Source organism: Nonomuraea sp. K271 (genome assembly GCF_009908215.1).
Taxonomy (GTDB): domain Bacteria; phylum Actinomycetota; class Actinomycetes; order Streptosporangiales; family Streptosporangiaceae; genus Nonomuraea; species Nonomuraea longispora.
Genome location: NZ_JAAAHR010000227.1, coordinates 1 through 12,064, shown reverse-complemented (window position 1 = coordinate 12,064; position 12,064 = coordinate 1). Strand labels below are relative to the sequence as shown.

Below are 12,064 nucleotides of genomic sequence, written 5' to 3'. Positions count from 1 at the left end.
GGGAGGGCTGGCGGCGCCACTCCTTCAGGATGGTCCTGAGCACGCGGAAGCCGTCGCGTACGACGTGCAGGTTGCTCTCGCCGTGGATGCGGTTGCGCTCGTGACTCGGCACCTCGTGCACCTTCAGCCCGGCCTTGGCCGCGCGCACGTTCATCAGCGTCTCCACCTCGAAGCCGTCGCAGTCGAGGTCGAGCACGTCGAGGTGGCGGGCCCAGAAGGCGTTGTAGCCGTAGCACAGGTCGGTGTACTGCGTGCGGTACATCACGTTGACGATGCCGGTGAGCACCTTGTTGCCCAGACGGCGGTTGAACGTCAGGTCGTCGCTGCCGCCGCCGGCGGCGTAGCGCGAGCCCTTGACGAAGTCGGCGCCGGTCACGAGCGCGCCCACGAAATTGATGATCTCGCGCCCGTCGGTCGAGCCGTCGGCGTCGATCATCACGATGATGTCGCAGGTGCACGCCGCGAAACCGGCGGCCAGGGCGTCGCCCTTGCCCTTGCCCGTCTGCGTCACGACCTTCACGTTGGGCCGCAGCCGCCTGGCCACGGCGACCGTGTCGTCGACGGAGTTGCCGTCGACCAGCACGATCTCGTCGACCCACTGCGGGATGGTGGCGAAGACGTGCGGCAGGTTCTCGGCCTCGTTCATGGCGGGCACGACCACGCTCACCGTCGGTGAGATGGCGAGGTGCGGCGTCACGGGCGTGAAACTCGACGGAGGCGGCATCGAGCGGAGGGGCGTGGCCTGGAGCTTGCCGTTGTGCTTGGTTATCTCGGGACTCATGGCGAGGAATGTCCTTCCGGGACCCTCCCGTGCGCGCCGGACGAAGTCGTTCCCGGGTGCTGCGGGAACGACGGAACCGGGGTGCCGTGCACGGGCGGGTCCTGTGTGGAGAGTGAGGGTGTGTGCTGGTGCCGGGGGTGGAGCGGTCAACCCGCTCCCGATGCTTCCTTGACTACATTGGGTGACTCCTGCTGTTGCACTGAGGTGCGCACCCGACCAAAGCCCTTGAGGACACGGTCGGCCGCCTTATAAAGAGACGGCCGGTCCATGACAATTGTTCGGGCCTTGTTGAAAGGAGTTCTGCCGATCCAGTGCACCGCCGCGGTCGCGGACGGTCTGGAGATGCGGCCCTCGGCGACGTACAGGACCCCGCTCTTGAGCCAGTCTTTGTACTCCTTGCCGCCCTTGCCCATGTCGACCATGTGCAGCCCGTCGTTCGCGGCGGCCTCGGCCATCTGCAGATGATGGACGATGCCCGGCGAATAACGGGCGAACTCGGTGTCGTAGGCGGGGAACCACCCTACAAGGGTGGTCGCCGTACGGAGGCCGAAATGTCCGGCCACCGGCACGTCGCCCGCATAAAGCATGGTGAGCACGCCTCCGAAGTCCGATGACTTTTCGGCATGCATCATTTCCGTCAGCTCGACGATCCACGGCTGGGCGAACCTGTCGACCCGCCCGGTCCTGCGGTACTGGTCGGACTTCCAGGCCAGCAGCGTGCGCAGCACCTCGGGGTCTGCGGAGGCCCACGCGAGGCGCAGTTCGCCCTGCTCCCTGCCGAGCTTGCGCTCCTTGTAGCGGACGGTCTTGAGGTTCTTCGGGGAGTTGGCCTTGACCTGGTCGATCCAGGCCTCGAACCCCGAGGTGAAGTCCATGACCGGAGCCGGCCGCACGTCCTGCTCGTATGGGGCGAACGTGGGCTGCCCCGCCACCAGATGGTCGAAGTCGAACACGCTGAGCTTGCAGGTCCGCAGCAGCGCCTTGGCGTCGAGCTTCAGCTCCGGCGCGGCGATCAGGCCGTGGCAGGTGGTCAGGAAGCCGCCGAGGGGCTTGCCGATGCCGAAGCTGTGCCGTTCGTACGGGAAGAAGCCGGCGATGCCGTTGCCGTCGGAGAGGACCGCCACCCTCACGTAGTCGCGCAAACGGTCCATCGCGACGGCGAACTCGACGGACAGGAACGGGTTGTCCAGACTCGGGTCCGCCTTCTGCAGCTCCCGCCACCGGGCGCGCTCGGAGTCTCCGAGCTCTCCCGGCCGAACTACCTGGATGTTCACCTTGCCCTGGCCCCCTGTTCGGTCTGCATGCTCTTCCCCCGGTACAACACGCGAAGCACGTACATGAACCCTCCGAGCACGGCGACGGTGGCCACACCGGCTCTCGGCGACCACGCGTTGAAGAGCAGCATGGCCTGAGCGAGAAGCACGTTCAGCACGAGGCTCGCGGCGGCCCCTACTGATAGTGCGGCAAGGGGATCACGATCCCGCAACAGTCCCACCACTGCGGCCCCAGGAACGAACAGGAGAAACAGGGAGATCAAGAACGGGCGCAGCGGTGTCTCGATGTCGAACAGCGCGACGATCGCCCCCGCTATGCAGGCGAGCGCCAGCACCCACGCCAGCGCTCTGCGGTGCTTGAGCATCTCCTGTGTCTCTCCTGATCTTCCTGGTAGGAGCGTGTTCGATCGCAGTTCATGGGACCAATCAGCGCCTGGCACGTCAATGCCGACGCTTGGTGACGCTGACCGGTTCACGCGCCGGCTGAGTTTTCTCGTGTGAACTTCAACACATGGTCAAGCGCTCGTCGGCCCCGGAGTGGTCTCCAAGCACACCAGAATGCCCTATGAGACGCAGGATGTTCGAGCCAGGGCCGGAATTATGCCTAATTGTCGTCTAAGTTTCGATCTACCGGCCTGTGGTGCGGACCTTACCCGTTCACTCGTCCATGGTGTCCACGGAGGAGCTCTCCACGCCGGCGGTGGGCGTCTCGGGAGGCTCGGAGATGTCCGTGGGCACACCGCCGTCCGGCGCGTCGGTGGCCGGCGGCCGCTCGTCGGCCACCCAGGACAACGAGCAGGACCTGGTGCCGCCGTTCGAGGTGAAGGCCACGCGGCCGCTGCCGGAGACGGTCGGGTCGGCGACCGTCACCACGACCCGTACCGAACCGCCCGCCCTGATCGACCCGCTCGCCGGATGCACGTCCAGGCCCTGTGAGGCCGTGGCCACCCAGGAGACCGCGGCGTTGCGGGCGCGGAGCCCGATCCTGGCCGGTCCGTCGATCCCGTCAGGGCACGACGCGACGAGCTTGGGACCCGGCGCGGGCCTGCGCCGGGTGGCCGTGGGGACGGGGGCGGGCCTGGAGCGGGGGCGCGTGGCGACCGGCCGCCCGCTCGGCGTGCGCCTGGCCGGCCGCGTCGCGCTGGGCGTGGGCGACGGCGAGAACGATGGCTCCTCCTCGTCCTCCTCCAGAACGGGCTCGGGAGAGGGGCTCTCCGCCACGGAGAACGCCGGAGAGGGCTTCGACGGCAGCGCGGAGCCGCTGGAGGCGTCGCGGCCGTTGATCGCGACCACGGCGCCCGTCGCGGCCAGCAGGCAGGCCCCGGCGAGCACCACCGGAGCGAGCCGGCGCGTCCCGCGGCGGCGCGAGCGGCCCCCGGCGGCCACGGGGAAACCCGTCCGGTCGAAGTTGTCGCCCCGATCGGTGATCAACGTACGGGTCTGGTCGCGCTCCGGGTTGACGCACGTGTCGACCACCCGGCGGCGCAGCGAGAGCGGCGCGAACGCCACCGGCACCATGTCCAGCAGCCGAAGGGCCGAGATCTGCCGGTCCCGGCCCTCGGTGCACACCTCGCACCCGCCGATGTGCCCCGACAACCGCCGGCGCAGCAGCGGCGTGAGCGGGCCCTCCCACGAGTCCACCATCGCCGACAGGTCGGGACAGTGCGCCCGGCCCGTCCTGGCCAGCACCACGGCGGCGGCGGCGTTCTCCAGGTGGTCGCGCGCGCGGCCCAGCCTGGAGGTCACCTGGCGCGAGGTCAGCCCGAGCACCGCGCCCGTCTCGGCCGGGGTCAGGCCGTGGCGCAGCGACAACACCAGGACCTCGCGCTCGTTCCTGCTCAGCTCGCCCAGCGTCTCGTAGACCAGGTCGGCCAGTTCGGGATCGTCGTGCTCGCCGGGATCCGGCAGCGGCATGCCCTCCACGGGGGTGCCGCTCCGGTGCGACAGCCTGGACCGCGCCTGGAACCGGGTCAGCGCGTACAACCAGGCCCGCAGCCTGACGGGCTCCTTCAGCCGGTCCACGCACCCCTGGGCGGTGACGAGCGCGTCGTGCACGGCGTCCCCGGCGACCTCCCGCTCCTCGATGAGGGTGCAGGCGTAGTCGTGCAGCCGTTCGCCGTACGAGTCGTACAGCTTGGCGGGGGCGTCGGCGTCCGCGTGGCGCAGAGCCTCAACGAGCTCCTGATCGTCGGCTCGGTCGACGGTCGGCCATCCAGGCACGGATTCCCTCCCCGCGGGTCGTACGGGCACTCAGCCCCACGCGGAGAGGACGCCGCCCCTTTCAGGCCGGTTCGCCCGCCATACCCGATGGGCATGAGGGGAGCCCGGCCCTCTCACAGGTCAGCCGTCGCAGTTGGGGGAGCAGAGGCGGCGTTCCATGCCCTGCAGGAAGAAGTCGCGCACCTGGAGGATGTCCTTGGCGATGTACGCCTCGCCGCCCGTGGCCTTGGCCAGCGCGTCCATCTGCCGTTTGCCCTTCTCGGCCTCGGGGCCGAACGCGATGAGCAGGATGCTGATGGGCCGCTTCGGGTTGTAGGTCTTCTTCAGGTACTGCAGGATCTCGGCGTTCTTGACGCCGCCGTCGGGATCGTCGTTGCCGGCGCCGTCCGTGAGGATCAGCAAGGTGTTGATCTTGTCCTGCCGGAAGGTCTTGGTCAGCTCCGTGTAGGCGGCCTTGATCGTGTCGTTCAGCCCGGTGTCGCCCGTGGGCTTGGCCTTGATCTGGGAGAACGTCTTGGCCAGCGCCTCCTTGCGGAGTGTCCCGTCGATCGACTCGCTGAGCGGGCCGACGGACACGAGTTCCTTCCAGTCCTTGTCCTGTCCGTCCAGATGGGTGGAGAACGTCCACAGACCCACCTCGGAGTCGGCGGGGAAGAGCCCGAGACCCTCTGTCGCGATCTTGTTGATGGCCTGCATGCGCGTCATGTCGGTGCCGGGCACCGGCAACGCCATCGTCCCCGAGACGTCGAGGAGGGTGAGCAGCCTGGTGCCGAGGTTCAGCCTGGACCAGGTCTGCACCATCCGGGCCACGGTCGCGGTGTCCGGCGGCTCCAGGGCGGTCGGCGGGTCGGTGGTGAAGCCGTCCTCCTCCGACAGCGCGTCGCCCGCCTTGCCGTCGATGCCGCGGAACCCGGCGTTGCGCAGGGTCTTCGCGGCCGACTCCGTGGTCAGGTACTGCTTGAAGTCCGCCGCCGCCTTCAGCACCGCCGGGTCCTTGGCCAGGATCGTGACGGGGTAGTCGAGGTTGAGCGTGCCTTCCTTCGGATAGAGCGCCACCACGGGCGCCTCCGGCTTCTTCTTGTTGTGGGCGTGGATGGCCTGCTCGGAGGTGACCCCGACGGGCATCCTGCTGCTCTTCACCGTGAGGCTGGCCAGCAGCGCCGTCGAGTCGGGGGCGAGCTGCCCGGACAGCTCCTTCAGCGCGCCGACGAGCGCCTTGTCCTGCTTGGCCTCCTTCGCGGTGCCGGCGGCCGCGAGCAGCGCGGCCAGCCCGGCCGAGTTCTTCTGAGGATCGAGGGCCAGCACGCGCACCTTCTTGCCCGGCCCGTCCACGTTCGCGACGTTCGCCGCCGCGATCATCGCGCTCCAACTCGGCTGCAGGGTGTCCGCGAGCTTGGGCGCGGCTGACTTGGCGGCCGCCAGCACCACGGGTGACGTCGCGATCGACCCCTCGACCTGCGGCAGCGCCTCGCCGCCCGAGGCTTGGCGCATGCTCTCCATCAGCAGACTGGAGTCGGCCACCCAGAAGTCGGCCGGCACCTTGCCCGCGGCCAGCGCGTTCGCGGTTCTCGCCGCCGCTTCCTTGGCCACGGTCACCTCGACGCACTTGCTGTCGATCGAGTTCATGGCCTTGTTGTAGTTGCCGGCGATCTTGTTCAGCGCGGGATGGATGTCGGGCGTCGCGACGACCCGCAGCGGCAGCTTGCCGCTCGAGCAGTCGTGGTTCCTGTTGAAGATGACGAACGCGGCGACGCCGAGCAGCACGGCCATCGCGACGGCCCCGGCCAGCGGCACGAGCACCCTGCCGCGACCGCTGCTTGAACGCTTGCGCGGGGGTGGAGGTTCGCTGGCTCTGTATCCGCCGTCGAGATCGTCTGTGCGGTGTCGCCCCACGATGCCCTCTTAGGTGTGTTGGAACCTTCCGGAGACCCTAGCGGGAGAAGCTCCGCAATACTCCGGGAACGATACTCGGTGCGGTTAGTGTGGCAAAACAGCCCTTTTGGTGCGACGATGACGCTGTGTTGCCATCAATGGCAGCATGCGTGACCGCGCCAGGCGCGCCTTCCCTCGCGCACGGCGACCGCCGCGAGAGCGACCGCGACGGCCGGATCCACCCACCACCAGCCGATCGTGTTCAGCCACAACCCGGCGAGCACGCCCGCCGCCATGGCGGCGCAGATGAGGTTCTGCGTGCCCTCGCCGGCCGTCGACGGTGAGGCCAGCCGCGCGCCGAGCCGCCGCTTGGCGATGCCCAGCACCGGCATACTGACCAAACTGACCGCCGTCACCACGATCCCCAGCGTGCTCGGCACCGCCCGGTGCCCCGCGCCCAGGTCGTAGGCGACGTGGATGACCAGATAGGGGGCCAGCAGCCAGAAGCTCACCGCGACCGCCCGCCTGGCGGTGGTCTCCGCGCTCGGCGACAGCGTGCGTGCGCCGGTGAACCGCCACACCACGATCATGCTGGCCGCCGCCTCCACGACCGCGCAGAGCCCCCATCCGATCAAGGCGACGGAGTGGGCCACGAGGCCCGCCGCCAGGCCGAGCGTGCTTTCCACGCCCAGCCAGACGAGCGTAGCCACCGAGAGTGAGCGAGCCGCGCGAGCGGCGCGCATCCAATCTGCTGACGCGGCCGGATGCTCACGAATCCGCTGGTCAGGCACCATGAACCCCCGAACTCCCGGCTGTCCGGCCGTCGACAGCGCTACGTAACCTACCCACTACAGTCCGTGACTCCAGATCATACGGGCAAAGAATGTTCAAGGTTCACCGCATAATGGGCGAAGATCGTCAGATAGGGGGAGACGATTGCCGTTCACGCCCAGTCACATCGCGGCGGTGGTGCCGCTGATGGCATCCTCCCGGATGCGCAGGTTCGCCGATCCGTGGGCGCTGGCGCTGGGGGCGATGGCGCCCGACCTGCCGCTGTTCCTGCCGTTCCTGCCCGACTACACCGACTGGCACTCCTGGACCGGCGTCGTCACCCTCGACCTCGCCGCCGTGCTCGTCCTGCTGCCGCTGTTCCACGTCCTGTTCAGGGACCCGCTGGTCTCCCTCCTGCCGGCCGCGCTCGCCGGCCGCGCCGCGCGCCTCGCTCCCGAGCGGCTCAGGATCCTGCCGATGGCCGCCGGCGCGGTGATCGGCGCCGCCTCCCATGTGCTCTGTGACTCCTTCACCCACTCCACGGGCTCCGTCGAATGGGGCGGCTGGCTCCACGTCGTCGTCCTCGGAGAGCTCCCGCTCTTCCGCCTTCTGCAGTACGTCTCCTCCGCGATCGGGCTGGCCGCCGTCGTGTGGTGGTGCCGGCGCGGCTTGTCCAGGATGCCCGCCGCCCCGGTCCCCGGCCGCCTGCGGATCTCACGCCGCGTGCGGTGGTCGGTGCTGGCCGCGTGCGCGTCCGGCACGGTGGCGGGCGCCCTGCTGTGGCCGCTCGTGGACGAGCCCAGCCCCGAACTCGGCCTTCCCAGCGTGCTCACGAAGGCAGGCGCGGGCACCCTGGTCGGCCTGTGCCTCGTCCTCACCTGCTACGCGGTGGTCTGGCAGGTCAGGCGGCGCATGGCAGTATCAGAAGGTGCTTGAGTACGTCACCGACCCCGGCGACCCGCGCCTGACCGACTACACCCGGCTCAGGGACGTGGAACTGCGCAAGAGCCTGGAGGCCGAGCGCGGGTTGTTCCTCGCCGAAGGCGAGAAGGTCATCAGACGCGCCATCGCCGCCGGCTACCCGATCCGTTCGGTCCTGACCACCCGCCGCTGGCTGGCGCCCCTGGAGGACGTGCTCGGCGACGCCACCGTCTACGTGGTGAGCGACGAGATCATGTCCGGCATCGCCGGCTTCCAGGTCCACCGCGGGGCGCTGGCCTCGATGGAACGCCTCCCTCTGCCCGCCGTCGAGACCCTGCTCAAGCGGGGCGGCCGCCGCCTGCTCGTGCTGGAGGACCTCGTCGACCACGCCAACGTAGGGGCGATCTTCAGGTCGGCGGCGGCGCTCGGCGTCGACGGCGTCATCCTGTCGCCCCGGTGCGCCGACCCGCTCTACCGGCGGGCGGTCAAGGTGTCGATGGGCGCGGTGTTCTCGATCCCGTACGCGCGGATGGACGACTGGTTCGAAGGGCTCGCGCAGCTGCGGAAGGCGGGCTGCCGGATGCTGGCCCTGACCCCCGATCAGAACGCCGTCCCGATCGACGAGATCGCGGTCGAGGGACGGGTGGCGCTGCTGCTGGGCGCCGAGGGCGACGGGCTCTCGTCCCACTGGCTGCAGGAGGCCGACCACGCGGTGTGCATCCCCATGAACGCGGGGGCCATGGCGGCGGGGGTCGACTCCCTGAACGTCGTGGCGGCCGCCGCCATCGCGTGTCACGGGCTGATGCGCGCGTCGCGCTGAACGCCCACGCGGCCGGTCCGGGCAACGTTTAGGACGCGTACACCGGGCACGGAGACGGCATGCATCCTGTACAGAAGGCCGCCTCGCTGGGGATGGGCCTGCTCAGCGGCGCCCTGGCGACCATGCTGTTCCGGCGGATGTGGAAACTGGCCGCGGGCGAGGACGACTCGCCCGACGCCGAGGACCTCGACCGCGACCTGACGGAGGTCCTGGTCGCCGCCGCCGTGCAAGGGGCGCTGTTCGGCCTGATCAAGGCCGCCGTGCACCGGGCGAGCGCGAAGACGTTCCGGCGCAGGGCGATCCGGAGCGGGGCCAGGGCCTGACGACCGCTTCCCGCCTCGTCCGCGGCGGGGCGGACTCTCGTACGATGAGGGCGTGCTTCGTTCCGTGTGGAACGAGCCCCCTGCCCCCGACCCGCCCGCACGGGTCTGGCGGGACTGGGCGCTCGTCGGGGTGCTCGTGGCACTCGCGCTGCTCGAAGGAGCCGTACGCCCGGACATGCCGTGGCGGACCGTCTCGATGATCGTCACCGTCGGGCTGGTGCCCACGTTGCTCTGGCGCAGGACCAGGCCGCTGCTGATGCTGGTGATCGCCTTCACCACCTCGAGCGTCGTCCCGCTGTTCCTGGGCGGCCGCCCCGACTCGTACACGATGGTGTTCGTGCTGGTCCTGGTCTATGCGCTGTTCCGCTGGGGGTCCGGCCGGGAGGTCGTGATCGGGGTGGCGGTCATGCTCGTCGGGGTGCGCTTCTCGCTGGCCGGCGCGCCGCTCGCCCCCGCCGACGCCGTGGGCGCGTTCGCGGTCGTCTTCTCCGCCATGGCGCTCGGCGGGGCGCTGCGCTACCGGGCCAGGGCGCGCATGCGCGAGCTCGACCAGGTCAAGCTGCTCGAACGCGAACAGCTGGCCCGCGACCTGCACGACATCGTGGCCCACCACGTCTCGGCCATGGCGATCCGCGCCCAGGCGGGCCTGGCGACGGCGGTGACGCGGCCGGAGGCCGCCACCGACGCGCTGCGCGTGATCGAGGCCGAGGCGACGCGCACCCTCGCCGAGATGCGCGCCATGGTGCGCGTCCTGCGCAAGAACGAGCCGGCGGAGCTGGCGCCCGGCCGGCGCGTCTCCGATCTGCGGCAGCTCGCCTGCCAGGGCCGCGTCGGCCCCTCCGTGGACGTCCGGCTGGCCGGCGACCTCGACGACCTGCCGCCCCCGGTCGGGGCCGCGATCTACCGCATCGCCCAGGAGTCGATCACCAACGCCCGGCGGCACGCCCGCCACGCCACCCGCATCGAGGTCCTGGTGGCCGCCGACGACACGACGGTGCGCTTACGGGTGAGCGACGACGGCGACGCCGCCTCCCCGCGCCTGGTGTCCGCGCCCGGCTACGGGCTGCTCGGCATGATCGAGCGCGCCGGCCTGCTCGGCGGCACCTGCGAGGCCGGCCCCGGCCCCGAGCGCGGCTGGACCGTGACCGCGGTGCTGCCCAGGGCGGGGGCGGCGACGTGAGCATCCGCGTGCTCGTCGCCGACGACCAGGAGATCGCTCGCACCGGGCTCAGGATGATCCTGGACGCCCAGCCGGACATCGAGGTCGTCGGCGAGGCCGGCGACGGGCGGCGGGCCGTCGAGCTCGCGCGGCGGCTGCGTCCCGACGTGTGCCTGTTCGACATCCGCATGCCGCACCTCGACGGCATCGAGGCCACCCGCTCCGTCGCGGGGCCGGCCGTGGACGCCCCACTGGCCGTCGTCGTCATCACCACGTTCGACCTCGACGAGTACGTCTATGCCGCGCTCAGGGCCGGCGCCCGCGGGTTCCTGCTCAAGGACGCGGGACCCGACCTGCTCGGCCAGGCCGTACGCGCCGCCGCGGGAGGCGACGCCCTCATCGCCCCGAGCATCACCGCCCGGCTGCTCGCGGCCTTCGCCGACTCAGGGCGCGGCACGCCGCCTGCGCAGCCCGTCGAGGCGCTGACGGAGCGCGAGGAGCAGATCCTGCTCACCGTGGCGCGCGGCCGGACCAACAGCGAGATCGCCGCCGAGCTGCACATCTCCCTCAGCACCGTGAAGAGCCACATCGCGAGCCTGATGACCAAGCTCGGCGTGCGCAACCGCGTCGAGATCGCCATGTGGGCCTACGAGACCCGCCGCGTCAGACCCTGACCGGGCGGCCCGCCCACCGCCATCGGATGACCCATTCGGCCACGGCGAGGTTGACCGCCCAGCCTGCGCCCAGGAGCAGCGCCCTGCCGGCCTCGTCCGGGGGAGTGGCGGCGAAGAGGAGCCAGAGCGCCTGCGTCACCGCCTGCGAGCCCGCGCCCAGGCCGAGCGCGTAGGCTCGGGCCATCCACGCGCGGTGGCGGGGGACGTCGCGGCGCAGCACCGCGGCGACGCCCAGCACGAGCGACCCGGCCATGGCCGTGCCGAAGCCGAGCCGGAAGGCGGCGAGCAGGCCGCCGTCCCCGGGAGGCAGCGCCGAGAACAGCGTCAGCCACAGGCCGCTCAGCGCCGCCACGAGCCCCAGCGGGACCAGGGCCCGGCCCATGACCCGATGCCGCGGCCGCCACCGCCCGCCGAACTGGAAGGCGCCCAGCAGGGTGTACAGGGAGGCGCCGACGATGTGCAGGGTCACGGGGAGCGGCGCGGCGAGGAAACGCGCGTTGTCCGGCGTGGGGCCGGCGCCGCCGTTCAGCTCGGTCAGCCGGACCGCCCCGGCGAGGATCGGGACGCAACCGAGCACGATCAGGCCGGTACGCGGCGCCCAGGCCGATCCGGACCGCCCGCTCCCTGGCAGAGGTGTGGACTCGTGGGTCATGGGCCGATCGTGGCCGCGCCGGCGGTCACGGCGCATCGCCTGAAGGGCCCGGTCGCGGGCGTCCGAACGGCCGACGGCGAGATCGTACTTCCGGCTGTTACGCCTTCGCACGTGGCTGTTCACACTGACGTTCGCGGTGGTACGCGACCGGCGCGGCCGCCCCCGGCACGAGGAGGATCACGTGAAGGCGTTCGTTTTGCGCGGGTACGGCTCGCCCGACGTCATGGAGCTGAAGGAGCTCGGCAAGCCGGAGCCCGGCGACGACGAGGTGCTGGTCAGGGTGCGAGCCACCTCCGTCCAGCCCTACGACTGGCACCTCATGAGAGGCGAGCCGCGCCTCTACCGCGTGGTCGGCGACCTCGGCCTGCGCCGGCCTGCGATCACCATTCTGGGCGCGGACGTGGCCGGCGAGGTGGTGGCCGTGGGCAAGGACGTCACCGAGTTCGTCCCGGGCGACGAGGTTTACGCGATGCCCAAGCAGGGCGGCTTCGCCGAGTACGTCTGCGTTCCCGAGCGCGAGCTGGCGCCCAAGCCGGGGAACCTGTCGTACGAGGAGGCCGCGGCGGTGCCCATGGCGGCCGGCACTGCCCTGTTGGC

Annotated in this window: 13 protein-coding genes; 6 read left to right on the top strand and 7 right to left on the bottom strand. The window is 70.7% G+C overall.

From position 1 onward, the window contains the following. The 6 genes from GUY59_RS43035 to GUY59_RS43010 all read right to left on the bottom strand — a co-directional run. On the bottom strand, positions 1 to 781 hold a 781-nt coding region (locus tag GUY59_RS43035; protein ID WP_161715011.1), incomplete at its 3' end, for a glycosyltransferase family 2 protein. Positions 782 to 927: 146 nt separating this feature from the next. Next, positions 928 to 2,055, bottom strand: a complete 1,128-nt coding sequence (locus GUY59_RS43030; RefSeq protein WP_132330531.1) for a GNAT family N-acetyltransferase — start codon at positions 2,053 to 2,055, stop codon at positions 928 to 930. Continuing rightward, positions 2,052 to 2,420: a hypothetical protein gene (locus GUY59_RS43025; protein WP_132330533.1), complete on the bottom strand. Its 369-nt coding sequence runs from the start codon at positions 2,418 to 2,420 to the stop codon at positions 2,052 to 2,054. The genes GUY59_RS43030 and GUY59_RS43025 overlap by 4 nt, the downstream gene beginning before the upstream one ends. Positions 2,421 to 2,712: 292 nt before the next feature. Then, entirely contained in the window at positions 2,713 to 4,275 is a 1,563-nt protein-coding gene (locus GUY59_RS43020; RefSeq protein ID WP_161715010.1) for an RNA polymerase sigma factor, read from the bottom strand. A gap of 120 nt (positions 4,276 to 4,395) precedes the next feature. Beyond that, positions 4,396 to 6,075: a substrate-binding domain-containing protein gene (locus tag GUY59_RS43015; protein WP_138208580.1), complete on the bottom strand. Its 1,680-nt coding sequence runs from the start codon at positions 6,073 to 6,075 to the stop codon at positions 4,396 to 4,398. 227 nt (positions 6,076 to 6,302) lie between these two features. Beyond that, positions 6,303 to 6,857 (bottom strand): cation transporter, encoded by a 555-nt coding sequence (locus tag GUY59_RS43010; protein WP_246063501.1) that lies wholly within the window; start codon positions 6,855 to 6,857, stop codon positions 6,303 to 6,305. A 226-nt stretch (positions 6,858 to 7,083) separates the two neighbouring features. On the opposite strand from GUY59_RS43010, the gene GUY59_RS43005 reads away from it, so the two are divergent. Genes GUY59_RS43005 through GUY59_RS42985 form a run of 5 tightly spaced genes read left to right on the top strand, consistent with a single transcriptional unit; the run spans position 7,084 to position 10,815 of the window. After that, complete coding sequence (locus GUY59_RS43005) at positions 7,084 to 7,854, top strand: DUF4184 family protein (protein ID WP_138208579.1); 771 nt, start codon at positions 7,084 to 7,086, stop codon at positions 7,852 to 7,854. After that, on the top strand, positions 7,847 to 8,659 hold the full coding sequence (locus GUY59_RS43000) for a TrmH family RNA methyltransferase (RefSeq protein ID WP_138208578.1): 813 nt from the start codon (positions 7,847 to 7,849) through the stop codon (positions 8,657 to 8,659). Before GUY59_RS43005 ends, GUY59_RS43000 begins: the two co-directional genes overlap by 8 nt. Positions 8,660 to 8,718: 59 nt before the next feature. Continuing rightward, positions 8,719 to 8,982 carry a DUF4235 domain-containing protein gene (locus GUY59_RS42995; RefSeq protein ID WP_138208577.1) on the top strand — a complete coding sequence of 88 codons (264 nt, stop codon included), beginning with the start codon at positions 8,719 to 8,721 and terminating at the stop codon, positions 8,980 to 8,982. 52 nt (positions 8,983 to 9,034) lie between these two features. Further along, positions 9,035 to 10,162, top strand: coding sequence for a sensor histidine kinase (locus GUY59_RS42990; RefSeq protein WP_330849296.1), 1,128 nt, complete (start codon positions 9,035 to 9,037; stop codon positions 10,160 to 10,162). Then, the gene (locus GUY59_RS42985) at positions 10,159 to 10,815 is read left to right on the top strand and encodes a response regulator (RefSeq protein ID WP_132629228.1); all 657 of its coding nucleotides are present in this window, start codon (positions 10,159 to 10,161) and stop codon (positions 10,813 to 10,815) included. Before GUY59_RS42990 ends, GUY59_RS42985 begins: the two co-directional genes overlap by 4 nt. On the opposite strand, the gene GUY59_RS42980 is transcribed toward GUY59_RS42985, so the two are convergent. Next, positions 10,805 to 11,467, bottom strand: a complete 663-nt coding sequence (locus tag GUY59_RS42980) for a DUF2306 domain-containing protein (RefSeq protein ID WP_138208755.1) — start codon at positions 11,465 to 11,467, stop codon at positions 10,805 to 10,807. The genes GUY59_RS42985 and GUY59_RS42980 overlap by 11 nt on opposite strands. Before the next feature lie 181 nt (positions 11,468 to 11,648). Between GUY59_RS42980 and GUY59_RS42975 the strand changes: the two genes are divergently transcribed. Beyond that, positions 11,649 to 12,064, top strand: a 416-nt coding sequence (locus GUY59_RS42975; RefSeq protein ID WP_161715009.1) for an alcohol dehydrogenase catalytic domain-containing protein, incomplete at its 3' end; no start/stop codon positions are given.